Raw genomic sequence first — 25284 nt, forward strand, 5'->3', positions numbered from 1 at the left:
CGTTGCGGACTGCCTTTATCCAAGCCTGCGGGCAAGCTGTCAAGCATTCGCGCACGCACGGCGCCGGCCGCGGCGGGGGCTGCTACCATCCTGCGCTCCCCCGCCCGCGAGGCTGCCATGCCGCATTCCGGCCCGCTCGACGTGGTGGTCGTGATGGACCCGATCGCGGCCATCAAGATCGCCAAGGACTCCACCTTCGCCATGCTGCTGGAAGCCCAGCGCCGCGGCCACCGCCTGCACTACGTGCGCCCCGGCGGGCTGGCCGTGCGCGACGGCCGCGCCGTCGCCACGGCGGCGCCGCTGCAGGTGCGCGATGCCGCCGGCGAGCATTTCCGACTGGATGAATGGGCCGAGCTCGACTTCGGCCCCGGCCAGGTGGTGCTGATGCGCAGCGACCCGCCGGTGGACGCCGATTACCTGCACGACACCCAGCTGCTCACCCTGGCCCAGCGCCAGGGCGCCTTCGTGGTGAACGACCCGCAGGGCCTGCGCGACTTCAACGAAAAGCTGGCCGCACTGCTGTTCCCGCAGTGCTGCCCGCCGACCCTGGTCAGCCGCGACGCCGGCGCGCTCAAGGCCTTCGTGGCCGAACACGGCGAGGCGGTGCTGAAACCACTGGACGGCATGGGCGGGCGCTCGATCTTCCGCGCCCGCGCCTTTGATCCCAACCTCAACGTGATCCTGGAGACGCTGACCGCCGGCGGCCGCCACCTGGCCATGGCCCAGCGCTACCTGCCGGAGATCGCGCAGGGCGACAAGCGCATCCTGCTGGTGGACGGCGAGCCGGTGGACTACTGCCTGGCGCGTATCCCGCAGGGCGATGAGTTCCGCGGCAACCTCGCCGCCGGCGGCCGCGGCGAAGGCCGCCCGCTGTCCGAACGCGATCGCTGGATCGCAGCGCAAGTGGGCCCGGAAATGCAGCGCCGCGGCATGCTGTTCGTGGGGCTGGACGTGATCGGCGACTACCTGACCGAGGTCAACGTCACCAGCCCGACCTGCATCCGCGAGCTGGACGCCCAGTTCGGCCTGAACATCGCCGGCATGCTGCTTGACCGCATCGAGGCGGTGCTCCGGGCGCAATGACGACACCGGCCGCTCCCGCCGTACCGCCGGGCCCGCGCATCGGCGAGACCGAGCGCCTGCGCGCCACCGTGGTGCTCTCCCTGCTGCTGCACGCACTGGTGATCTTCGGCGTGGGCTTCGCGGTCGAGGACGCCGCCCCGCTGGTGCCGACCCTGGACGTGATCCAGACCCGCACCCAGACCCCGCTGACTCCGGCCCAGGCCGATTTCCTCGCCCAGGCCAACAACCAGGGCGGTGGCGAACAGGACAAGAGCAGCCGCCCGGGGGCACCCCAGGCCGGCCCGGTGCCGCAGGCGACCGAGGGGCTGGCCCCGCGCCCGCTGCGCGCGCAGTCGCCCGCGCCCAGCCCGCCGCAGGATGACCGGATCGCCGCCTCCACCCGCGGCCGGCAGGCCCTGCCGCAGCCGCGGGTGCAGCCGCAATCGCCGCCCGACGAGCGCCCGCCCGGGCGCGAGAAGATCGACCACGACATCGAGATGGCGCGGCTGGCGGCCGAGATCCAGCTGCGCTCGGCCGAATACGCCAAGCGCCCGAAGCGCAAGTTCGTCTCCGCCAGCACCCGCGAATACGCCTGGGCGCAGTACCTGCGCGCCTGGGTGGACCGGGTGGAGCGGGTTGGCAACCTCAACTACCCGGACGAAGCGCGCCGCCGCCACATCGGCGGGGTGGTGGTGATCAGCGTGGGCGTGCGCCGCGACGGCCGCGTGGAAAGCATCCGGATCGTGCGCTCCAGCCACATCCCGATGCTGGATGCCGCGGCCGAGCGCATCGTCAGGCTGGCCGAGCCGTTCCCGCCGCTGCCGAAAACCGCCGAGGACCCGGACATCCTGCACGTCACCCGCACCTGGCAGTTCCTGCCCGGCGGCGAGCTGATAGACCGCTGAACACCTCCCGCGACGCAGCCGCTTCAGCGGTACATGCAGTCGATCAGCGCATCCTCGTGCTTGACCAGCGCATCAAGCGCCTTCTCCCACGGCCCGCTGGACTGCCCCAACGGCACGAAGCCGCTGCCGTCGGTCTGCGCCAGTTCCGGTGCGGACTGGGTGATGTGGAAATAGCCATCGCCCACCTCCATCGCCAGCTGCGTGCGCAGGGTCTGGGTGGCGAAGCTGGCGCGGAAACCGGTCAGCATGGTGGCCGCAAGCTGCCCCTGCTCGGCATCCACCGCCCCCACGCTCACGCCCTCCTGCGCGGCGAGACAGGCGCGCGCCTTGGCCACCAGCTGTTCGCGGCTGCCCGGCACCACATAGCGCGACCCGTCCACCTTCAGGATCGGCCTGGCCTCCTGGCCAGTGTCGACCTCCAGTGTCCTGCCCTTGAATGGCATCTCCTCGGCGGACACCGACACCGCGACCAGCGCCGCGGCCAGCATCAGGATCCGAACCTTCACTCTTCCCCCCTTGCACGTGGAACCTACCGGGGAGAATAGCCAAAAGTCACGGCGCGGGAAGTGAAGTCACCCGCGCCTTGCCTGCTGCTGGGCCAGGGTGAGGGCGACATCGTTGCGCAGGTAGGCCGGCTCCACCCGCTCCGGCGGCAGGCCTTCGCCGCGGGCGAAAGCGGCGGCGGCCAGGCGCGCCACGTCGGCCGCGTGCGGCAGGGCGGCGGCATCGGCGGTGTGCAGGCGCGCCCCCATCCGCGCGCCGAGCGCGCCGCCGGCGACCGCGAAGCCGGTGCCGGCGCCGTACCAGCCCGCGCCCTCGGGCAGGGCGATCGCCTCCGGCGTGCCCACCGCCTCGGGGGCCAGCGCCTGCAGCGCATCGCCGTCTCCGGCGAACGCGCCCAGGTAGACCTCGCCCATGCGCGCATCGATCGCGGCCAGCCGGCGCGGGCCTTCGGCCTGCAGCGCCAGCGCGGCGAGGGTGGACACCGGCAGCAGCGGGCGGTCGAGGCCGAGCGCGATGCCCTGCGCGATCGCCACCGCCAGGCGCACCCCGGTGAACGCGCCCGGGCCACGGCCGAGCGCGATCGCATCCAGCTGGCGGCGTGTCAGCCCGGCCTCGGCCAGCAGCGCCCCGGCCCAGGGCAGCGCCAGCTCGGCGTGCCGGCGCGGGGCGATGGCGAAGCGCTCGCGCACCTCGCCGCCGATGTAAAGCGCCACCGAACAGGCTTCGGTGGCGGTTTCGAAGGCCAGTAATTTCATGGCGCGGAATTATCCGCGAAGAACGCCTGCACGTCGGCCAGCGCGCGCGTGCGCGGCAGCGGCGGCAGCGAGTCGAGGAAGATCCGGCCATAGGATTTGCCCAGCAGGCGCGGGTCGCACAGCACCAGCACGCCGCGGTCGCTCTCGCTGCGGATCAGGCGGCCGGCGCCCTGCTTGAGCGCGATCACCGCCTGCGGCACCTGCTCGTCGTGGAACGGGCGCCCGCCGGCACGGCGGATCGCCTCCAGCCGCGCCTCGAACACCGGGTCGTCCGGCGCGGCGAACGGCAGCTTGTCGATCACCACCACGCTCAGCGCCTCGCCGGCCACGTCCACGCCCTCGCGGAAGCTCGCGGTGCCCAGCAGCACGCCGTTGCCAGACTCGCGGAACTGCTGCAGCAGGACGTGGCGCGGCGCGCTGCCCTGCACGAACAGCGGCCACGGGCCGTCGGCCAGCGCCGCCGCCGCCTCGCGCAGGGCGCGGTGCGAGGCGAACAGCAAAACGCGCGCCCGCCCGAGGCCTCCAGCACCGGCCGCACCGCCGCCAGCACGGCCTGGCCATACCCGCGCGCGGCCGGCTCCGGCAGCCCCGGCGGCAGGTAGCACAGCGCCTGCCGCGGCCAGTCGAACGGGCTGGGCACGATCAGCGTGCGCGGCGCCTCGATCCCCAGTTTCTGCGCCAGATGATCGAAGCGGCCATCGACCGCCAGCGTCGCCGAGGTGAACACCCAGGCCGCCTGCGACTGCTCGCGGTGCGCGCGCAGCGGGGCGGAGACATCCAGCGGCGTGCGCTGCAGGCGGAACCCGCGCGGCGAAAGTTCATACCAGCGCACTGCCGGCGAAGCACCGTGCGCCTCTTCCGATGCCGATGCTTCCAGCCAGCGCTGCAGGCGCCCCAGCTGCTCCTGCGCGCGCGCATGGCAGGCCTCCAGCCCGGGCGCGCCCTCGCGCAGCGGCGCCAGTGCCGCCTGCAGCCCCTCCAGCGCGGCCTGCAGCGCCTCCAGCGCCGGTTCCACATCCACCGCATCGCGCGCGCGCCCGGCGGCGCCACGCTGCGGCAGGCTGTCCATCGCCGCCCGCAGTGCGCGGGTGGCCTGCTCCAGCGCCTGCGCCGGGGCCTGCAGCGCGGCCAGCGCGCCGGGCACGGCCCTGGCCTCGGCGAGCGCATCGCGCGCCAGCTCCACCAGCGGCCGCGCGCCCAGCCCTTCGCCGAAGAACTGCGCCGCCAGTTCGGGCAGCTGATGCGCCTCGTCCACCACGAACGCCTGCGCGCCGGGCAGGATTTCGCCGAAGCCTTCCTGCTTCAGCGCCAGATCGGCCAGCAGCAGATGGTGGTTGACCACCACCAGGTCCGCCGCCTGCGCGCGCTGGCGCGCCTGCACCACGAAGCATTCGCTCCAGAACGGGCATTCGGTGCCCAGGCAGTTGTCGGCGGTGGAGGTCACCAGCGGCAGCAGCGGCGAATCCTCGGGCAGTGATTCCAGCTCGGCCATGTCGCCGCTGCGGGTGCGCCCGCTCCAGGCCACGATGCGCTGGAACTGGCCGACCTGCTCGCGCGCTGTGAGCCGCGGCTCGCCCTTGGCCTGCTCCAGCCGGTAGCGGCACAGGTAGTTGGCGCGGCCTTTCAGCAGCGCGGTCTTCAGCCCCACGCCCAGGGCCTGGCGCACGCGCGGTAGGTCGCGCTGGTAGAGCTGGTCCTGCAGCGCGCGGGTACCGGTGGAGACGATGGTCTTCAGCCCCGACAGCAGCGCCGGCACCAGATAGGCGAAGGTCTTGCCGGTGCCGGTGCCGGCCTCGGCCAGCAGCACCGCGCGCTGTTCGAACGCCTCCGCCACCGCCGCCGCCAGCCGCTGCTGCGCCGGACGCGGGCGGAAGCCAGGCAGCGCCGCGGCCAGCGCGGCCTGCGCACCGAGCGCCTCGAAGGCGGCGCGGGCCAGCCGCGAATCCGTTCCGGTCACGGCCCGGTCACGGCGTGGGCTGCGCCGGGCTCGGCGCAGCGGGCGCGGGCGGCGGGGTCTTGGCCGGATCACCGCCGCCGAAGAAATGCCGGAGGGCCTCGCCGGCACGCTGCAGCAGATTGCCGCCAGGGTCCTCCGCGGGCGGGGCGATCGGGTTGCCGAACTCGTCCAGCTCCACCGGCGGCGCGTACTGGCAGGGCTGGTAGGCCGGCGCGTAGCCGGCCACGAACGGGAAGCGGCGCGCGCCCGGGCAGTCCTCGTCGGTGCTCTGCCCGTCCAGCACCCAGCGCCATTCGATGCCCTCGGAGGACAGCCGCAGCGGGGCGCTGGGCAGGCGCCGGAACACTTCCGACCATACCCGCATGCCGCCGGTCGCACCGTACAGCCCGGTGGGCTGGTTCTGGTCGTTGCCCACCCATACCACCAGCAGGTGGTCGCCGGTGTAGCCGGCGAACCAGCTGTCGCGGCTGTCGTTGCTGGTGCCGGTCTTGCCCGCCGGCGCCAGGTGGCCCAGCCCCTGCGCGAGCAGGGCGCGCGCGGTGCCCGCGGTCACCACGTACTGCAGGGCATTGCCGACCAGGCGCGCGGCCACTGCATCGCCCTTCTGCGCCGGCGGGGCGTCCTTGTCGTAGCGCCTGAGCGCGCGCCCCTGCGCATCCAGCACGCCGCGCACCGCGTGCAGCGGCTGGATCTCGCCGCCGGACGCCAGGAACTGGTAGAGCTGCGCCATCGCATACGGGCTCTGGTCCAGCGCGCCCAGGATCAGCGAGGGCTGCGGCTCGGCCTCGATCCCCGCCAGCGTGCGCAGCAGGGCGGCCAGCCGCGGCAGGCCCACCGCCATCCCCAGCCGCACCGTGGCCTGGTTGTAGCTTTGCGCCAGCGCGTCCATCAAGGTGACGTCGCCGTGGCTGCGGCCATCGGAATTGCCGGGCGTCCAGCGCCGGCCGCCGCCGAGGCCCACCGTCACCGGCGCATCGCTGACGGTGCTGGCCAGCGACCACTGCGCCGGCTGCGCCAGCGCCAGCAGGTACACGAACGGCTTGAGCAGCGAGCCCACCGGCCGCCGCGCATCCACCGCGCGGTTGAAGCCGGGCTCGGTGTACTGCCGGCTGCCCACCACCGCCAGCACGTCGCCGTCGTGCACGTCGGTCATCACCAGCCCGGCCTGCAGCGGCGGGCGGCCGCGCGTCTGCAGCGCGTCCAGGGTGCCGGCCACTGCCTGCTCCGCGGCCCGCTGTGCGGACGGCGCCATCCCGGTCATCACGCTCAGCCCGGCGCCGGAGATGGAGTCGGCCGGGTAGTCGCGCGCCAGCTGCTTGCGCACCAGATCGACATAGGCCGGGTAGCGGTTGGCGGCGAGGTTGCCGGCGTCGCGGGTGACCCCCAGCGGGGCCTGCAGCGCGCGCCGGTATTCGGCCTCGCTGATCAGGCCGGTCTCGCGCATCTGCGCGAGGACGACGTTGCGGCGCTCCAGCGCGCGCTCCGGGTTGCGCCGCGGGTTGTACCAGGACGGCCCTTTGACCATGCCGATCAGCAGCGCGATCTGCTCGGTGGAGAGGTCTTTCAGGTCGCGGCCGAACCAGAACTCGGAAGCCGCCGCCACCCCGCGGATCGACTGCGCCCCGCGCTGGCCCAGGTCCACCTGGTTCAGGTAGGTCTCCAGGATGGTGCGCTTGTCGTAATGCGCCTCCAGCAGCAGTGCGAACAGGATTTCCTTGAACTTGCGGGTGAAGGTCTGCTCGCGGCCGATGCCCAGCAACCCGCTGCGCGCCAGCTGCTGGGTCAGGGTGCTGCCGCCCTGGCGGGTGTCGCCGCCGGAGGTCAGGTTGACGAGGGCGGCGCGCAGCATGCCGCTGAAATCGATGCCGATATGGTGGTTGAAATCGCGGTCCTCGACCGCCTGCAGCCCGGTGACGAGCAGCTCCGGCACTTCCTCCAGCCGCACCAGTCGGCGCTCTTCCTGGTTCTGGCCGTACAGGGTGGCGATCCGCGCCGGATCCAGACGCGCGCTGCGCAGGGCCTGGCGGCGGCGCAGGTCGCGGATCGCCACCACCCGGTCGCCGGACAGCGCCACGTCCAGCACCGCGGGCGCCACCCGTCCGTCCACGTCGGCGTAGCCGCGGCTGGAGATCCGCCAGCGCCCGCCGTCGCGCGCATAGGTGCCCGGGCGCAGGCCATCGCCCGGGTGATAGGCCGCCGCCTCCAGCTCGTACTGCAGGGTGGGCGCATCCAGCGCCAGCCCCTGGCGCAGCACCAGCGGGCGCGCGTACACCCGGGTCGGCAGCTGCCAGCGCAGCTGGCCGAAGCGCTCGACCACCTGCTGGTTGAGGTACAGCAGATACGGGATCAGGAAGCCGAGCAGCAGCGCCAGCGCAGCCAGCGCGGCGCGCAGCAGCCAGTCGCGCCAGTGCGGGCGAGCGGGCGCCGATCCGGGTGCGGGCAGGTCGTCGGCGTCTTCGTCCGGGATTCGGGGCATGGGGCGGGCGCGGGTCGATGCGACAATCGGAGTCTGTCGAGTCTACCCCAGCCCTACCCGCCGGACGCCGCCGGCGGCGTCCGCGTGATGCAGGAGTTCAGCCGCATGCAATGGCCCGCCGATGCGCAGTTTCTGTGGCAGCGCGCGCTGGGCTGGCTGCAGCGCGGCCTGGCCAGCCTGCACGTGCGCGGGCTGGCCGGCAGTTGGCGGCATCTGCGCCAGCGCCGCCGCGCGCTGTACACGCCGCTACCGCTGTGGCAGCCGCCCGAGGCCGCATTCGCGCCGTTCACGCTGGCCACCTCCGCCGCGCCGCGCGCCAGCCTGGTGATTCCGGTGCACGGCGGCTTCGCGCATACCCTGCGCTGCCTGCGCGCGCTGGCGGCGCATCCGCCGGCAACCCCGTTCGAGGTGATCGTGGTGGACGATGCCTCGCCGGATGACACCCTCGACAAGCTGCGCCGGATCGGCGGCTTGCGCGTGCACGCGCGCGCGGCGAACGGCGGCTTCATCGCCGCCTGCAACGACGGCGCGCAGCTTGCGCGCGGCGAGTATCTGGTGCTGCTGAACAACGACACCGTGCCGCAGCCGGGCTGGCTGGAGGCGCTGCTCGGCACCTTCGCGGCGCACCCGGACGCGGGGCTGGTCGGCGCGCGGCTGGTGTATCCGGACGGCCGCCTGCAGGAGGCCGGCGGGGTGGTGTTCGCGGACGGCTCGGCATGGAATTACGGGCGTGGCGAAGACCCGCAGGACTGCCGCTTCACCTACCTGCGCGAGGCCGATTACGTGAGCGGCGCGGCGATCGCGCTGCCCACCGCGCTGCTGCGCCAGCTCGGCGGGCTGGATGCGCGCTATGCGCCGGCCTATTACGAGGACACCGACCTCGCCTTCGCGGTGCGCGCGGCCGGACGGCGCGTGCTGTACCAGCCGGCGTCCACGGTCGTGCACGTGGAAGGCGCCACCGCCGGCACCGATCCGGGCGCCGGCGCCAAGGCCGCGCAGGCGCACAACCGCGGCGTGTTCGCGGCGAAATGGGCGCAGGCGCTCACCGCGCAGCCTGCGCCCGGCCTGCTCCCGACCCCGGCGCGGCTGCATGCGCGGCAGCCGCAGGTGCTGGTGATCGACGCCAATACCCCGCGTCCGGACCACGACTCCGGCTCGCTGCGGATGTTCGAGCTGCTGCGCCTGCTGCGCGAGGAAGGCGCGCACGTGGTGTTCTGGCCGGCCAACCGGCAGGCCGACGGCGATTACACCCGCGCCTTGCAGCAGCTGGGCGTGGAGTGCTGGCATGCGCCGTGGGCGCCGCCGCTACCGGCCTGGCTGCGCACGCACGGCGCGCGCTTTGCCAGCGTGCTGGCCAGCCGCCACTACATCGCCGCCGAGTGCCTGCCGCCGCTACGCCGGCACGCGCCGCAGGCGCGGCTGCTGTTCGATACCGTGGACCTGCACTTCCTGCGCGAGCAGCGCCAGGCCCGGCTGGCCGGTGATGCCGCCGGCCTGCGTGCAGCCGCGCGTACGCGCCGGCAGGAGCTGGCGCTGGCGGCGGCGTTCGACTGCACCCTGGTGGTGAGCCCGGCCGAGCGCGCGCTGCTCGAGGCCGCCCTGCCCGGTGCACGGGTCGAGGTGCTGTCCAACCTGCACCGCGCGGTGCCGCCCGGGCCGGGATTCGAGCCGCGGCGCGACCTGCTGTTCATCGGTGGATTCCGGCATCCGCCCAACGTGGATGCGGTGTGCTGGTTCGTGCAGGCGGTGTGGCCGCTGCTGCATGCCGCCGACCCGCTGCTGCGCTTCCACTGCATCGGCGCCGACGCGCCGCCGGCGGGTGCAGGCGCTGGCCGCGGTGCCGGGCGTGCAGGTGCACGGCCACGTGCGCGACCTGCAGCCCTGAGCGGACGGCTGCCGGGTGGCGGTGGCGCCGCTGCGGGCCGGCGCCGGCGTGAAGGGCAAGGTGAACCTGGCGATGGCGCACGGCCTGCCGGTGGTGGCCACGCCGCTGGCGGCCGAAGGCATGGCGCTGCGTGACGGTGAGCATGTGCTGCTGGCAGAAGACGCGCCCGCGTTCGCGCAGGCGGTGCTGCGCCTGCATACCGATGCCGCGCTGTGGCAGCAGTTGGCCGACAACGGCCGCGCGCACGTCGCCCGCCACTTCTCGCCCGAGGTGGCACGACCGCTGGTGCGCCGTTTGCTGCTGGGTTGATCGCCCGCGGCGGCGAGGCGGCGCGCTTGCCGTCCATGGTTCGACAGGCGCGCCACGAATGGGGCGCCGGGTCCGTGCCGTGCTGGAGTCGTTCAGCGCAGGTCCTGCTGCACCCGCTGCAGGCGCTGCGCCAGCGCAGCGATGCCGGGGACGCTGGCGTCCACCTGGCGCGCGCGTTCAATGCTTCGCGCGCGCCGGGCACGTCGCCGCCGCGCAGGCGTTCGTCACCCACCGCCAGCCAGCGTTCGGCCAGCCGGCGCTGTGCCGGCAGCAGGCCGGGATCGTTCGGATCCAGCAGCCGCCAGACCTCCAGACAGCGCGCGCGCGCCAGGGCGTTATCACGCAGGGCGCGCATCTGGCACTCGCGCGAGGCCGCGCGCATCGCCTCTGCCGCCGCCCGTACGTCCGGGTCCTGCGGGGCCAGCGCGCGCGCGGTGCGCAGGCGATCCCAGGCGCTCTCGCCAGGGGGCGTGAGCCAGTGCCCGCGCGCCTGGGCGTGCGCGGCCTGCCGCAGCAGGCGCTGCACGCGCGCGCGGGTGCGCGGCGTCAGCGGCGACGCCGCGGGCGGCAGTGCGGGCGGCGCCGGGTGCAGGCGCTGGCGCAAGACCTGCAGGCGATCGTCGGGCACGCCGGCGGCGGCGGCCAGCGCCAGCAGATGCCGCGCCTGCGCGATACGTCCGGCGCCGGCATCCGCTCTCGCCGCGCGCAGCAGGGCATCGCCGAGGGCATCGCCGCACGGCTCGGGCAGCGGCGCCGGCAGCGCCGCCCGCAGGCCATCGCAGAGCCGCGCCGCCGCGTCCGGCTGGTGCCGGGCCAGACGCGCACGCGCCTGGCGCAGGCGCTGCTCGACCGCGCGCGAGAGCCCGGCATGCAGGGCCGGCAGCGCCGGGAAGCCGGGATCGAAGCGTTCCGCGCGCCGGATCAGGTCGGCGGCCTGGGCCAGGTCGCCGCGTGCCAGCGCCGCCGGGGCCGGTCGCAGCAGCGCCTGCAGGGCGTCCTCGCGCCCTTCCAGCGCATGCTGGCTGCGCGGCGCCCGCTGCAGCACCTGCTGGTACAGCGGCAGCGCGGCCTGCGGGCCATCGTCCAGGTGCCCCTCGGCCTGCGCCCGGCGCGCGCGTTCCAGCAGCTCGCCGAGGTCGTCCTCGGCCTGGCGCGCATCCAGCCTCGCCTGCAGCGCGTCCACCTGCGGTTTCGGGGCCTGCAGTTCGCGCGCCAGCTGCAGCGCGGCCTGGGCCGCGGCGAGGTCGCCGGCATCGAGGCGCGCGCCGGCACGTGCCAGCGCCGCCTGCGCCACCCGGTCCAGGCCGTCGCGGGCCTCCATCTGGTCGGGCTGCAGCGCCAGCGCGGCCTCGAACAGCTCGCGCGCGCCGCTGCCATCGCCGGCGCTCAGGTTTCCCGCGCGCAGGGCGCGCTCGGCGCGCTGGCGCAGGGCGTCGTAGCGCGGGTCCGGCCACAGCCAGCGGCCGAGCGGATCGCGCAGCAGGGCCAGCACCACGGCCAGCAGCAGCGCGCCGGCGACGGCCAGCAGCAGCGTCCGCGCGGTCCGCGGCAACGCCTGCCAGCGCGCGCGCAGGGCCGGCTTCATGCGCGCCGCGCGGATTCCACGCCCGGCAGCGATTCCAGCCGCGCCAGCAGCAGCCCCAGCTGCTCGAAATCGACGATCCTGGCCTGCAGCCGGATGCGCACGCGCGCCGCGCCGGCACGCAGTGGGTCGGTGTGCAGGCCAAGCACGTTCACGCCCAGCTGCGCCAGCAGGGTGGTGATGTCCTTCAGCAGCCACTTGCGGTCCACCGCCTCGATCCGCAGCGCCACCTCCTGCGCCGCCTGCGCACGCCCCCATTCCACCGGCAGCACCCGCGCCGGCTCCTTGCCGGCCAGGCGCAGGAAGGCCGCGCAGTCGGGGCGATGCACGCTCACCCCGCGTGTGCGCGTGAGGTAGCCGGTGATGGCCTCGCCCGGCAGCGGCTGGCAGCAGCGCGCCACCTGCACCAGCAGGTTGTCCACGCCCTGCACGGTGACCACGCCGGCTCCCGGCGCGGCAGGCGTAGCGGCACGCGGCGGCGCAGCCGGCAAGGCCGGCTCGGGCGACGATGCAGGCTTGTCGGCTTCCTGCAACGCGCGCGCCGCCTGGGCGGAGGTGATGTCGCCCAGCGCCACCGCCACCAGCAGGTCGTCTTCGCTGTGCAGGTTGAACCTGGCCAGCACCGGCGCGAGGTCGGCGTGCAGCAGTCCCAGCCGGCGCAGGTCGCGCTCCAGCAGGGCGCGGCCTTCCTCGATGTTGTGGGCGCGGTCGAGCTTGTTGAACCACGCCCGCACCTTCTCGCGCGAGCGGCTGCTGGCAAGGAAGCCGGCGCTCGGCTGCAGCCAGTCGCGCCTCGGCTCGGGGGTTTTCCCGGTGAGAATCTCCACCCGCTCGCCGGTGCGCAGCACATGGGTCAGCGGCACGATGCGGCCGTCCACCTTGGCGCCGCGGCAACGGTGCCCGACCATGCTGTGGATGGCGTAGGCGAAGTCGAGCACGGTGGCGCCCTGCGGCAGGTCCACCACCTCGCCCTTCGGGGTCAGCGCGTACACCCGGTCCTCGACCAGCTCGCTGTCGATGCCCTGCAGCGGGCTGGGATCGCCCGCGCCCGCCGCGTCGGCGGCCTGCTCCAGCAGCTTGCGCATCCAGGCGATGCGCTTGTCCATCGCCGCCCCGCCGGCGCTGCCGCCTTCCTTGTAGCGCCAGTGCGCGGCCACGCCGAGCTCCGACTGCGCGTGCATCTCGCGGGTGCGGATCTGCACCTCCAGGGTCTTGCCCTCGGGGCCGATCACCGCGGTGTGCAGCGAGCAGTAGCCGTTCGGCTTCGGGCGTGCGATGTAGTCGTCGAACTCGCTGGGGATCGGTACCCACAGCGCATGCACCAGCCCAAGCACCGCATAGCAGGCGGGGATGTCCTCCACCAGCACCCGCACCGCGCGCAGGTCGTACAGCTCCTCGATCGGCAGCCCCTTGCGCTGCATCTTCTTCCAGATGCTGTAGATGTGCTTCGGGCGCCCGGCCACGTCGGCCCGCACGCCCTGCGCAGCCAGCGCCTGCCGCAGCTGGCGCAGGACCGCGTCGATGTAGCGTTCGCGCCCGGCGCGGCTGTCGTCCAGCGAGCGCGCGATGCGCTGATAGTCGGCCGGCTGCAGGATGCGGAACGCGAGGTCTTCCAGCTCCCACTTCAGCTGCCAGATGCCGAGCCGGTTGGCCAGCGGGGCGTGGATGTCGCGGGTCATCGCCGCCAGCGCCTGCTGCTCCGCGGCCGGCAGCCGCCACGCCGCGCGCATGCGCGAGAGCTGGCGCGCCAGCACGATCGGGATCACCCGCAGGTCGCGCACCAGCGCCAGCAGCAGCCGGCGCATGCCCTCGGGATTGCGGCCGCCGCCGTGATCGCGGTGCAGCGCCCACACCCGGCTGGCGGCGCGCTGGCCTTCCAGCAGCGCGCGCAGGCGCTCGGGCAGGGCGATCGCGGCCTCCGCGACCTGCGCCTGCACATCCACCAGCGCATCCAGCAGCGCCGCCGCCAGCACCTCGGCGTCGGCGTTGAGGGTGGCCAGGATCGCGAGGGTATCGGCCAGCACCTCGGGGCGGTCGCGCATCGGCGCACCCGCCTGCGCGCGCGCCAGCCACAGCTGCGCCAGCGGCGCGGGCAGCGCGTCCGCGGGCAGCTGCGCGAGCGCATCGGCGAAACCGGCAGGGGCAAAGGCGGCGGTCGACATGCGCCTACAGTAGCCGCAGCCTCCGGCAGCGACCAGCGTGCGCCCCGCATCGTCATGCCGGGTGGCCTAGACTGTCCGGGTTCCGACCACCCCGGTGCCCTCACCGCCTCCATGTCGCTCCACACCGACCTGCTGTCCGCGCGCCAGCGCGTGCGCTCGCTGGCCTCGCGCATGCGCGAGGGTTTCCGCACCCGCGACGACGCCTTTTTGCTGTTGGCACTGCTGGTCGGCCTGCTGGCCGGCGGCCTGGCGCTGCTGCAGGAGCATCTGGCGCACGCGCTGCAGGCCTGGTGGTATGCGCTGCCGGACGACACCAGCCGCCTCAGCGCTCTTCCGCACGTGGCTCCGCCGCTGCTGCTGGCCCTTCCGCTGTCCGGGCTGCTGGTCGGGCTGATCGGCCTGTATGCGCACCGGCGCCGCCGGCAGCTGGTGGACGCGGTGGAGGCGAATGCGCTGCACGGCGGGCGCATGTCGATGCGCGACAACCTGATCGTGTCCGCGCAGACCCTACTGTCGAACGGCAGCGGCGCCTCGGTGGGGCTGGAAGCGGCGTACGCGCAGATGGGCGCGGGCGCCGGCTCGCAGCTCGGGCGCGTGCTGCGGCTGCGTCGCGCCGATCTGCGCACCCTGGTCGGCACCGGCGCAGCGGCGGCGATCGCGGCGGCGTTCGACGCTCCACTGGCGGGCGCGTTCTACGGCTTCGAGGTAGTGATCGGTGCCTACACCCCGGCCGCGCTGGCGCCGGTGGCGGTGGCGGTGCTGGGCGCGGTGGCGGTGCGCGCGGCGCTGGGCGAGCAGCTGCCGATGCTGCCGGCGCCGGCCGGAATCGGGCTGGAGTTCGAGGACTACGCCCTGTACGCGCTGATCGGAGTCGCCAGCGCGCTGGTCGGGGTGGCGGTGATGCGCCTGGTCAGCCTGATCGAAGCCGGGGTGGAACGCACCCGCCTGCCGCGCTGGCTGCGCCCGGCTACCGGCGGCCTGCTGCTCATTCCCCTGGCAATGGTGACGCCGCAGGTGATGTCGGCCGGGCACGGCGCGCAGCACATCGACCTGACCGTGCAGCAGCCGCTGCAATGGCTGGCGATCCTGCTGGTCCTGAAGTGCCTGGCCTCGGCGATCTCGCTGGGCTTCGGCTTCCGCGGCGGCCTGTTCTTCGCCTCGCTGTTCACCGGCACTCTGCTGGGCGCGGTGTTCGCCAAGCTGGCCGCGCTGGCGCTGGGGCAGCCGCCGCTGAACGAAATCGGCGCGGCGCTGATCGGGATGGCGGCGCTGTCAGCCGCGATCGTCGGCGCACCGATGACGATGGCGATGCTGGTGCTGGAAAGCACCCACGACTTCGCCCTCACCAGCGCCGCCATCGCCGCGGTGCTGGTCTCCAGCACGGTGACCCGGCGCATCTTCGGCTATTCGTTCTCGACCTGGCGTTTCCACCTGCGCGGCGCCGACATCAAGAGCGCGCGCGACATCGGCTGGGTGCGCACGCTCACCGCCGGCACCATGATGCAGCGCGCGCCGGATACCCTGCCCGCCACACTGACGGTGGCGCAGGCGCGGGCGCGGCTGCCGCTGGGTTCGGTGCCACGGGTGGTGCTGGTGGACGAACACCAGCACTATGCCGGCCTCGTCGCGCTGGCCGACCTGTACGCCGATCGGGTCAAGCCCGAGGCGGCCGTGCTGGACTATGCCCAGAACCGCGGCGTGGCGCTGCCGGCGCATGCCGACGCGCTGGCGGCGATGCGTCATTTCGATAGCACCCAGAGCGACGAACTGGCGGTGGTGGACGGCGACGGCCACGTGCTCGGAGTGCTGTCGGAGCGCTTCGTGCGCAAGCGTTACGCCGAGGAACTGGAACGCCGCCAGCGCGAGCTGCTGGGCGAGCGGGTGGACGATTGAGCGCGCCCGGCGCGCCTCACCCGCGCAAGCGCAGCTGCGGCAGCCGCACTGCCATCCGCTTGGGTGAAACGGCACCTTTCACGCCCAGCTCCTGCGCGAACAGCTGCACGCGCAGCTCTTCCAGCTCCCAGCGCAGCGCGCGCGCCTGCGGATCAAGCGGATCGGCGGCCGCCAGCGCCTGCTGAAACGGCGCCAGTTCCAGCATCCGCGCTTGGTCCTTGCCGGGGTCGCGCTGGGCGCGCTCGGCGCGCAGCGCCAGCGCCTTCAGGTAGCGCGGGTATTCCGCCAGCGCGTCGGCCGGGGTGTCGCGCAGGAAGCCCGGCGCGGCCAGCGCCTCCAGCTGCGCCTGCATGTCGTCGAGGTTGGCGCGCGCCCAGCCGATCAGCTTCGATTCCAGCTTCGCGCGCACCTCGGCAATCAGGCCGAGGATGGTTTCGGCCTGGCGCAGCCGCTGCATCGCCTCGCCAAACAGCGCCCGTGCGAGCGCGTCGCGGCGCTGCGCGAATGCCTCGGCATCGCGAATCCCCAGCAGGCCGTCGGCACCCAGCGCGACGAACGCGCCATCGACCAGGTCCGCGCGCAGGCGGTCGGCGTCCTTGAGCCCATCCTTGCGTGGCGACGCCGACTCGATGGCGGCATACAGCAGCGAGAGCTTCGGCGGCACCGGCAGCTGCTTGCGCGCCTGCTTGAGCTTGTCGGCCAGCGCGATCGCCAGCAGCCGGCGCACGCCCTGCGGATGCAGGCGCTCGGCCACCTCGCGCTGCGCGTGCAGCACCAGCGACACGCTGTCGCCGTCGTCCTGCAAGGCCGGGTACGCCGGCACGCCACCCGCGCCCGGCACCGACACCGGGATCGGCGTGTCGGGGAACGCGGTCAACCCGGCCTGCGCCATGCCCTGCGCGGCGTGGCGCGCGAACGCCCCCGCCGCGCGTTCGCCGAAGCGGGCGCGCAGGTCGTCGAGGTCGCGCGATTCGGCCAGCACCGCCTTGCCGTCCAGCAGGCGCAGATTGGCGCGCAGGTGCGGCTCCAATGCGGCCAGGTCGAAATCGGTGGCGGCGACCTCCACCCCGGACAGCTTCTTCAGGAAGCGCGCCAGTGCGCCTTCGAGGCTGTCGGCGTCCGGCTGCGGGAAGGCCTCCGCGAACGCGCGCGCGAACTCCGGCGCCGGCACGAAATTGCGCCGCAGCGCCTTCGGCAGCGACTTGATCAGCGCCGTCGCCTTGTCCTCCACGAAGCCCGGCGCCAGCCACGACAGGCGCGCGGCATCCAGCGCGTCGAGCAGGTACAGCGGCACCGCCACCGTCATGCCGTCGTCGGGCTCGCCCGGCGCGAAGCGGTACTGCACCGCCAGCCGCGCCTCGCCCAGCGCGAGGTAGGCCGGAAAGCGCGCGGCGTCGCTCTGCTCGGCCACCAGCAAATCGTCGTGCGACCATTCCAGCGCGGCCTTCGCGTCCTTCGGCAGCTTCGCGTACCAGGCATCCAGCGCCTGTGCGTTGTGCACGTGCGGCGGCAGCCGGTCCAGGTACCAGCGCGCCTGCCAGTCCTCGTCCTGCACCAGCCCCACCCGGCGTTGCTTGGCCTCTTCCTGCCGCGCCAGTTCCAGCGTGCGCAGGTTGCGCGCGAGGAAGCCGCTGCGGGTGTTGATCTCGCCGGTCAGCAGCGCTTCGCGCACGAAGATCTGCCGCGCTTCCTCGGGATACAGCGCGCCATAGTGGATCGGTTTCTTCGGCGCCAGCACCAGCCCGAACAGGCTGATCTGCTCGCTGCCCAGCACGCGTCCCTGCGCGCGCGACCAGTGCGGGTCGTGATGGCGGCGCGCCAGCAGGTGCGGCAGCTCGGCGATCGCCCAGTCCGGCTCGATGGCGGCGTTGGTGATCGCCCAGACCTTCTCGGTGTCCAGCAGCGTGGCCGACAGCAGCCACGGCGGCGGCTTGCTCGCCAGCTTGGAACCCGGGAACAGCTGGAACTTGCGGCCACGCGGGCCGTCGTACAGCCCCTTGTCACCGCGATGGCCCAGCTGCGTGGGCAGGCCGGCGATCAGCGCGCGATGGAGCGCCGCGTAGGAGGCTGCGGAAAGGGCGTCAGGCTCACTGTTTGCGGAAACTGAACCTGCCTCCCTTTGTGGCCACAGCTCCTCGCACTGCAGCTTCAGCTGCCGGTGCAGCTCCCACCATTCGCGCAGGCGCAGGAAGCCGAGGAAGTGCTTGTCGGCCCATTTGCGCAGCTGCGACTGGGTCAGTTCCTCGTGCGCGGCGCGGTAGCCCGCCCACAGCTTGAGGATGCCGATGAATTCGGATTTCGCGTCGGCGAACTGCGCGTGCGCCGCATCGGCGGCGGCGCGCGCGTCGGCCGGGCGCTCGCGCGGGTCCTGGATGCCGAGGAAGCTGGCGATCACCAGCATCTCGCGCAGCACCCCGTGCGCCTGCGCGGCCACCAGCATGCGCGCCAGCTTCACGTCCACCGGCAGCTTCGCCATCGTCCTGCCGATGGTGGTGAGCCTGCGGTAGGCGTCCACCGCGCCCAGTTCATTGAGCTGTTGCCAGCCGTCGGCGATCGCGCGCGGATCCGGCGGTTCCAGGAACGGGAAATCCTCGATATTGCCCAGCCCCAGCGCCAGCATCCGCAGGATCACCCCGGCCAGCGCGGCGCGGCGGATCTCCGGGTCGGTGAACGCGGGGCGCGCGGCGAAGTCGGCCTCCGAATACAGGCGGAAGCAGGTGCCCGGCGCGATCCGGCCGCAGCGCCCGGCGCGCTGGTTGGCGCTGGCCTGCGAAACCGGCTCGATATGCAGGCGGTCGAGCTTCTGGCGCGGGCTGTAGCGCTTGACCCGGGCCAGACCGGGGTCGATGACGTAATGGATGCGCGGCACCGTCAGCGAGGTCTCGGCGACGTTGGTGGCCAGCACGATGCGGCGCTGCGGGCCTGGGTGGAACACACGGTCCTGATCCCTGGCCGAGAGCCGCGCATACAGCGGCAGGATTTCGGTGTGGCGGTACTTGCGGCGTTCCAGGGCCTGGTGGACCTCGCGGATCTCGCGCTCGCCCGGCAGGAAGACGAGGGTGTCGCCGATGCCCTTGTCGCGCAGGATCTCGTCGCAGGCGGCGACGATGCCGTCCACCAGCGTGCGCTGGCCAGCGTCCTCGCCGTCCTGCGCGCCCTCCCCCTCGAGCGGGCGGTAGCGCACTTCCACCGGATAGCCGCGCCCCTCCACGCACACCACCGGCGCGCCGCCGAAGTGCGCGGCGAAGCGCGCGGTGTCGATGGTCGCCGAGGTCACCACCAGCTTCAGGTCGGGCCGGCGCGGCAGCAGCTGCTTGAGGTAGCCGAGCAGGAAGTCGATGTTGAGGCTGCGCTCGTGCGCCTCGTCGATGATCAGGGTGTCGTACTGCGACAGCCAGCGGTCGCCCTGGATTTCCGCCAGCAGGATGCCGTCGGTCATGAACTTGATCGCGGTCTGCTCGCCGACCGCCTCGTTGAAGCGGACCTGGAACCCGACCGCGCCCCCAGCGGCACCTGCAGCTCCTCGGCGACGCGGCGGGCCACCGAGCGCGCGGCCAGCCGCCGCGGCTGGGTGCAGCCGATCATCCCGGCGGCACCGCGCCCGGCCCGCAGGCACAGCCGCGGCAACTGGGTGGTCTTGCCGCTGCCGGTCTCGCCGGCCACCACCACCACTTGATGGGTACGGATCAGGGCGACGATCTCGTCGGCGTGTGCGGCGATCGGCAGCGCCGGGTCCACCGCGCCCGGCGCCGGCAGCGCGGCGACGCGGCGTTCACGCGCGGCCAGCGATGCTTGCAGGCACGCCAGGAATGCCTCGCGCGGCGCGTCCGCCCCGGGCTTGGCCTGCCACTTCGCCAGCAGGCCGAGCAGGCGGCCACGGTCCCGCGCCAGCGCGGCCTCGATGGCGCGCCGGGCGTGGCGTGGGTCGGCGGGAAGCGCCGGCATGGGCGCGTGCTCGATAGGTTTCATGTATCGCGGGCAGCGGGCATTCCGATTTCAGATCGACCGGCAACCGGCGTATTGTCGCCGCAAGCCCACCCCACGCCCACCACGGGCACGACGAGGAGTCCGCCATGGCCAAGAAGAAGTCCGACCACAAGTCCACCAAGACCGCCGCGCATGCCGACGGCAGCCGCGGGATCGACATCGGCATCGCCGCCGGCGACCGCCGCAGGATCGCCGAGGGCCTGGGCCACGTGCTGGCCGATGCCTTCACCCTGTACCTGAAGACCCACAACTTCCACTGGAACATCAGCGGGCCGATGTTCAACAGCCTGCACCTGATGTTCGAGACCCAGTACACCGAGCAGTGGAACGCGCTGGACGACATCGCCGAGCGCATGCGCGCGCTGGGCTACAACGCGCCGGGCTCGTACCACGAATTCATCCGCCTCAGCTCGATCCGCGAGGAGCCCGGCCAGGCGGCCGCGCCGGCCTGGCACGACATGGTGCAGCAACTGGTGGACGGCAACGAGGCGGTCTGCCGCACCGCGCGCAAGGTGCTCAAGACCGCCGACGGCGCCGGCGACGACCCCACCGTGGACCTCATGACCCAGCGCCTGCAGACCCACGAGAAGTACGCCTGGATGCTGCGCTCGCTGCTGGAATAAACCGCGGCCGGCGAGCCTGCGCGCAGGGCCGGATGGCCCGGCCCTGCTCCCTTGCGCGGCCCGGCTTGCTACCCTAGCCAGATGCCGTCGTCCGCCCTTGCAACGCTCCGCCGCGTGTTCGGCCATTCCGGATTCCGCGGCGAACAGGGCGCCATCGTCGAACACCTGCTCGCCGGCGGCGATGCGCTGGTGCTGATGCCGACCGGCGGCGGCAAGTCGCTGTGCTACCAGCTGCCGGCGCTGCTGCGCGAGGGCACCGCGGTGGTGGTGTCGCCCTTGATCGCGCTGATGCAGGACCAGGTGGAATCCCTGCGCCAGCTGGGCGTGCGCGCCGCATTCCTGAACTCCAGTCTGGAGGCTGCCGAGGTCGCGGCGGTGGAGCGCCAGTTCGCGGACGGCGCGCTGGACCTGCTGTACGTCGCCCCCGAGCGCCTGCTCACCCCGCGCTTCCTCGGCCTGCTGGAACGCGTGCGGATTGCCCTGTTCGCAATCGACGAGGCGCACTGCGTCTCGCAGTGGGGCCACGACTTCCGCCCCGAATACCGCCAGCTCACCCTGCTGCACGAACGCTGGCCCGAGGTGCCGCGGATCGCGCTCACCGCCACCGCGGACGCGCCCACCCGGCGCGAGATCGTGGAGCGGCTGGCGCTGCAGGAGGCGCGCCAGTTCGTCAGCTCGTTCGATCGCCCGAACATCCGCTACGCGGTGGCGCCGCGCGATGGCGGCCACCGCCAGCTGCTGGAGTTCCATCGAGACCCACCGCGGCGAGAGCGGGATCGTGTACTGCCTGTCGCGGCGCAAGGTGGAGGCCACCGCCGGGCTGCTGGCCGGGCATGGCCTGCGCGCGCTGGCCTACCACGCCGGCCTGGACGCCGCCACCCGCGCCGAGCGCCAGCGCCGCTTCCTGCGCGAAGAGGCCATCGTGATGGTGGCGACGATCGCGTTCGGGATGGGCATCGACAAGCCGGACGTGCGCTTCGTCGCCCACCTGGACCTGCCGAAATCGCTGGAAGGCTATTACCAGGAAACCGGCCGCGCCGGCCGCGACGGCGAGCCGGCCGAGGCGTGGATGGCCTACGGGCTTGGCGATGCCGTGCTGCTGCGGCGGATGATCGAGGACGGCGAGGCCAGCGACGAGCGCAAGCGGCTGGAACACGGCAAGCTGGACGCGCTGATCGGCTATTGCGAATCCACCGGCTGCCGCCGGCAGTCGCTGCTGGCCTACTTCGGCGAAGCCCATCCCGGCGCCTGCGGCAGCTGCGACAACTGCCTGTCGCCGCCGCGCACCTGGGATGCCACCGAGGCCGCGCGCAAGGCGCTGTCCTGCGTGTACCGCACCGGCCAGCGGTTCGGCGCCGCGCACGTGATCGACGTGCTGCGGGGCGCGGATACCGCCAAGGTGCGCCAGTTCGGGCATGCCGCGCTCAGCACCTATGGCATCGGTCGCGAGCTGGATGCCGCCCAGTGGCGCGGCGTGTTCCGCCAGCTGGTCGCCGCCGGCCTGCTGGCCACCGATCTCGACAGCCACGGCGCCCTGCGCCTGACCGCCGCCGCCAAACCGCTGCTGCGCGGCGAGCGCGCGCTGCACCTGCGCGCCGAACCGCCGCGCCGCGAACGCCGCCGCGGTGCGAACGCCAGCGAGCGCCGTACCGGCGCCGCCGCGATCGAACTCCCGGCCGACGCCGTCGCCCGCTTCGCCCGTCTGCGGCAGTGGCGGGCGGACGCCGCGCGCACCCAGAACGTGCCCGCCTACGTGATCTTCCAGGACGCCACCCTGCGCGCGATCGCACTCGCCGCCCCACGCGACGTCGGCGCCCTCGCCGGCATCGGCGGCGTCGGCGCCGCCAAGCTCGAACGCTACGGCCGCGAGGTGATCGCGACGCTCGCGCAGGCGTGAGTGCGGCAAGCCCTGATTCGGAAACCGACTGCCCGCAGGCTTTCGGGGATGGTGGGCCGCGCTGGAATCGAACCTGCGACCAGCGGGTTGAGTCCGATTCGGAGACCGACTGTCGCGAGGAACATGGTGGGCCGTGTTGGAATCGAACCTGCGACCAGCGGGTTGAGTCCGATTCGGAGACCGACTGTCGCGAGGAAATGGTGGGCCGTGTTGGAATCGAACCTGCGACCAGCGGGTTGAGTCCGATTCGGAGACCGACTGTCGCGAGGAAATGGTGGCCGTGTTGGAATCGAACCTGCGACCAGCGGGTTGAGTCCGATTCGGAGACCGACTGTCGCGAGGAAATGGTGGGCCGTGTTGGAATCGAACCAACGACCAGCGGGTTGAGTCCGATTCGGAGACCGACTGTCGCGAGGAAATGGTGGGCCGTGTTGGAATCGAACCAACGACCAGCGGATTAAAAAGTCCGATGCTCTACCGACTGAGCTAACGGCCCACGAAGGATCGCCGCGGCGTTGCGCCGGGGCGCGCATTCTAACCGATGCCGGCGTAGCGGGTGGGATCGGGCACGCCGGCCTCGGCAAAGCCCTGCGCGCGCAGGCGGCAGGCGTCGCAATGGCCGCAGGCGCGGCCTTCGGCATCGGCCTGGTAGCAGCTCACGGTCTGCGCGAAGTCCACGCCCAGGCGCAAACCTTCACGCACGATGTCGGCCTTGGACATGCGCATCAGCGGCGCGTGCACGCGGAAGCGGCGGCCTTCCACCCCGGCCTTGGTGGCCAGGTTGGCCAGCGCCTCGAAGCCGGCGATGAACTCCGGCCGGCAGTCGGGATAGCCGGAATAGTCCACCGCATTGACCCCGCAGAACAGGTCGGTCGCGCCCAGCACCTCGGCCCAGCCCAGCGCCACCGCCAGCATGATGGTATTGCGCGCCGGCACGTAGGTGGACGGGATGCCCTGCCCGATCACGTGGCCGTCGGCATCGGTGGGCACGTCGATGTCGTCGGTCAGCGCGGAACCGCCGATGCTGCGCAGGTCCACGTGCACGGTCTTGTGCGCCACCGCACCCAGTGCCTGGGCGACGCGCGCGGCAGCGTCCAGCTCGGAGGTATGGCGCTGGCCGTAGCGCACGCTCAGCGCATGCGGGGCGAAGCCGGCCGCACGCGCGATGGCGAGCACGACGGCGGAGTCCATGCCGCCGGAGACGAGCACGACGGCGGGTTTGGCGGGTGCGTTCATATCAATGTCCGTGCTCTAGCGCATTCGCGCCTCAGCGGCCCGGTTCGTCGTTCCATAGCAGCTTGTGCAGCTGCATCTGGAAGCGCACCGGCAGGCGGTCGGCCACGATCCAGTCGGCCAGCGCGCGCGCCTCGACTTGCCCCGCGCTGGGCGAGAACAGCACGTCGCAGACCTCGGGCAGGCGATGCCCGGCCAGTACCTCCTTGGCCCAGTCGTAATCGGCGCGCGAGCAGATCACGAACTTGACCTGGTCGCGCGCAGTCAGCAGTGCGAGATTGGACCACAGGTTGCGGTGCCCCTCATCCGAGCCGGGCGTCTTCACGTCCACCACCCGTGAGACACGCGGATCGACGCCGGCGATGTCGAGCGCGCCGGAGGTTTCCAGCGAGACCACGTAGCCGGCGTCGCACAGCTTCTCCAGCAGCGTCAGGCAGCGCTTCTGCGCCAGCGGCTCGCCGCCGGTGACGCACACGTGGCGCGCGCCGTGGCGGGCCACCTCCTGCAGGATGGCGTCGATCTCCCACCACTGCCCGCCGTGGAAGGCATAGGCGGTGTCGCAGTACTGGCAGCGCAACGGGCAGCCGGTGAGGCGCACGAACACCGTGGGCCAGCCGGCATCGCGGGCCTCGCCCTGCAGCGAGAGGAAGATTTCGGTGAGCTTGAGGCGCTCGGGCTGGACGGCCGCCGATGCGGCGGCCGCATCGGCGACGTCGTTCATGCGCGCATTTTAGCGACTGCCGGCCACCTGCATCGCGCGCAGGCGGTCCTCGGCGGTACGCGCCAGATCGGTGCCGGGGTAGCGCTGCAACACCTGGCGCAATGTGGCCTCGGCCTGCCCGTACTGCTTGAGCCCGTACTGCGTCAATCCCAGCTTGAGCAGCGCGCCGGGGGCCTTGTCGTGAGCTGGGATAGCGGTCCAGCAGGGCCTGGAACTGCTGCGCGGCGAGCGCGTAGTTCTGGGTGACGTAATAGCTTTCGCCCAGCCAGTACAGCGCATTCGGGGCCAGGCTGCCGCCGGGATAGGTGGCCAGGAACTCGCGCAGGCGGCGCGCGGACTCCACGTAGTCGCCCGCCTTCAGGGCATCCAGCGCATAGCCGTAGGCGCCCTGTTCATCGCGCTCCGGGGTGGCGGCCGGCGCCGGCGGTGCGGAGGTGGCAGGCGCAGCGGCGGCCGCCGCAGGCGTGGCCGGGGTGGCGGCCCCCGGCGGAGCCGCACCGGCCTGCCCCGACTCCAGGCGATCGAGGCGGCCGCTGAGATCGAGATACTGCGCGCGCTGGCCCTGCCGGGCCTGCTCCAGCTGGTGCTGCAGCTCTTCCAGCTGGCCGCGCAGGCTCTGCACCTCGCTGCGCAGCTGGCCGATCTGGTTGACCAGCTCCACCGAGCTCTGATCGCCAGCCGCGCGCTGCTCGAGGGCCGCCACGCGGTCGGCCAGGCTGGGGGCACGCTGGGCGAACGCCGCTGGCGGCGCCAGCAGCGCCGCCGCAGCCAGCCACGTGATGCAGCAGTACGTGCGCATCACTTGTCGGTGTAGATCAGCTCGACGCGGCGGTTCTTCGCCCAGCACTCCTCGTTGTGCTCGGTGCAGACCGGGCGCTCCTCGCCATAGCTGATGACGGTGAGCTGGGTCGGCGAGCCGCCGCTCGCCTGCAACGCGGCCGACACCGCATTGCCGCGGCGTTCGCCCAGGCCCATGTTGTACTCGCGGCTGCCGCGCTCGTCGGCATTGCCTTCCAGGCGCAGACGCGCGGACGGACGGTCGCGCAGGTACTTGGCATGGCAACTGATGATGGTCTGGAACTCCGGCTTCAGCGCATCCTTGTCGAGGTCGAAATACACCACGCGCTGGCGCAGGCAGGCATCGGTGTCGAGGTCGGCCGGGGTGTACACGCCCGGCCGCGGTGCCTCGACCGGGGCGGTGGTGGCACCGGTATCCACCGGGGTCTGCACCGGCGGAGTCTCCTTGACCTTCTTGGAGCAGCCCACCGCCACGGCGGAGGCCAGGGCGGCGACGGTCAGGACGCGGGCGATATGCGGAATCGAAACAGCCATG

Annotated in this window: 11 protein-coding genes, 1 tRNA gene and 5 pseudogenes; 6 read left to right on the plus strand and 11 right to left on the minus strand. The window is 72.8% G+C overall.

Going from position 1 to position 25284, the window contains the following annotated elements; translation table 11 throughout:
- Window positions 1–117: 117 nt before the first annotated feature.
- Both gshB and LJB71_RS13650 read left to right on the plus strand, forming a co-directional pair.
- The gene (gshB, locus tag LJB71_RS13645; protein ID WP_259304590.1) at window positions 118–1083 is read left to right on the plus strand and encodes a glutathione synthase; all 966 of its coding nucleotides are present in this window, start codon (window positions 118–120) and stop codon (window positions 1081–1083) included.
- Window positions 1080–1967 (plus strand): TonB family protein, encoded by an 888-nt coding sequence (locus tag LJB71_RS13650; protein WP_259304591.1) that lies wholly within the window; start codon window positions 1080–1082, stop codon window positions 1965–1967. The genes gshB and LJB71_RS13650 overlap by 4 nt, the downstream gene beginning before the upstream one ends.
- 23 nt (window positions 1968–1990) lie before the next feature.
- On the opposite strand, the gene LJB71_RS13655 is transcribed toward LJB71_RS13650, so the two are convergent.
- The 4 genes and pseudogenes from LJB71_RS13655 to mrcB form a co-directional block, all read right to left on the minus strand.
- The gene (locus tag LJB71_RS13655; RefSeq protein WP_259304592.1) at window positions 1991–2473 is read right to left on the minus strand and encodes a hypothetical protein; all 483 of its coding nucleotides are present in this window, start codon (window positions 2471–2473) and stop codon (window positions 1991–1993) included.
- 66 nt (window positions 2474–2539) lie between these two features.
- Complete coding sequence (gene tsaB / locus LJB71_RS13660) at window positions 2540–3226, minus strand: tRNA (adenosine(37)-N6)-threonylcarbamoyltransferase complex dimerization subunit type 1 TsaB (RefSeq protein ID WP_259304593.1); 687 nt, start codon at window positions 3224–3226, stop codon at window positions 2540–2542.
- A pseudogene (locus LJB71_RS13665) lies at window positions 3223–5183 on the minus strand (ATP-dependent DNA helicase). Before LJB71_RS13665 ends, tsaB begins: the two are co-directional and overlap by 4 nt.
- Before the next feature lie 7 nt (window positions 5184–5190).
- Entirely contained in the window at window positions 5191–7659 is a 2469-nt protein-coding gene (gene mrcB, locus LJB71_RS13670) for a penicillin-binding protein 1B (RefSeq protein ID WP_259304594.1), read from the minus strand.
- A 105-nt stretch (window positions 7660–7764) separates the two neighbouring features.
- Here mrcB and LJB71_RS13675 point away from each other — a divergent pair.
- Window positions 7765–9853: pseudogene (locus LJB71_RS13675) on the plus strand (glycosyltransferase).
- Between the two features lie 1581 nt (window positions 9854–11434).
- Here LJB71_RS13675 and LJB71_RS13680 read toward each other — a convergent pair.
- Window positions 11435–13597 (minus strand): bifunctional (p)ppGpp synthetase/guanosine-3',5'-bis(diphosphate) 3'-pyrophosphohydrolase, encoded by a 2163-nt coding sequence (locus tag LJB71_RS13680; RefSeq protein ID WP_259304595.1) that lies wholly within the window; start codon window positions 13595–13597, stop codon window positions 11435–11437.
- Between the two features lie 171 nt (window positions 13598–13768).
- Here LJB71_RS13680 and LJB71_RS13685 point away from each other — a divergent pair, with 171 nt between their 5' ends.
- Window positions 13769–15490 (plus strand): chloride channel protein, encoded by a 1722-nt coding sequence (locus LJB71_RS13685; protein WP_259304827.1) that lies wholly within the window; start codon window positions 13769–13771, stop codon window positions 15488–15490.
- A 16-nt stretch (window positions 15491–15506) separates the two neighbouring features.
- Here the strand turns inward: LJB71_RS13685 and hrpA are convergent.
- Window positions 15507–19435: pseudogene (hrpA, locus tag LJB71_RS13690) on the minus strand (ATP-dependent RNA helicase HrpA).
- 128 nt (window positions 19436–19563) lie between these two features.
- Here hrpA and LJB71_RS13695 point away from each other — a divergent pair.
- The gene (locus tag LJB71_RS13695) at window positions 19564–20100 is read left to right on the plus strand and encodes a Dps family protein (protein WP_259304596.1); all 537 of its coding nucleotides are present in this window, start codon (window positions 19564–19566) and stop codon (window positions 20098–20100) included.
- A gap of 81 nt (window positions 20101–20181) precedes the next feature.
- Window positions 20182–21997 (plus strand): annotated as a pseudogene (gene recQ / locus LJB71_RS13700) (DNA helicase RecQ).
- Between the two features lie 419 nt (window positions 21998–22416).
- On the opposite strand, the gene LJB71_RS13705 reads toward recQ, so the two are convergent.
- The 5 genes and pseudogenes from LJB71_RS13705 to pal form a co-directional block, all read right to left on the minus strand.
- A tRNA-Lys gene (locus LJB71_RS13705) sits at window positions 22417–22493 on the minus strand.
- 38 nt (window positions 22494–22531) lie between these two features.
- Complete coding sequence (gene queC / locus LJB71_RS13710) at window positions 22532–23233, minus strand: 7-cyano-7-deazaguanine synthase QueC (RefSeq protein ID WP_259304597.1); 702 nt, start codon at window positions 23231–23233, stop codon at window positions 22532–22534.
- Window positions 23234–23264: 31 nt separating this feature from the next.
- Complete coding sequence (queE, locus tag LJB71_RS13715) at window positions 23265–23951, minus strand: 7-carboxy-7-deazaguanine synthase QueE (RefSeq protein WP_259304598.1); 687 nt, start codon at window positions 23949–23951, stop codon at window positions 23265–23267.
- A 9-nt stretch (window positions 23952–23960) separates the two neighbouring features.
- Window positions 23961–24750: pseudogene (gene ybgF, locus LJB71_RS13720) on the minus strand (tol-pal system protein YbgF).
- Window positions 24750–25283: a peptidoglycan-associated lipoprotein Pal gene (pal, locus tag LJB71_RS13725; RefSeq protein WP_259304599.1), complete on the minus strand. Its 534-nt coding sequence runs from the start codon at window positions 25281–25283 to the stop codon at window positions 24750–24752. Before pal ends, ybgF begins: the two are co-directional and overlap by 1 nt.
- Window position 25284 lies beyond the last annotated feature (1 nt).

Origin of the sequence: Thermomonas sp. S9 (assembly GCF_024704365.1) — a bacterium.
Classification (GTDB): Bacteria; Pseudomonadota; Gammaproteobacteria; order Xanthomonadales; family Xanthomonadaceae; genus Thermomonas.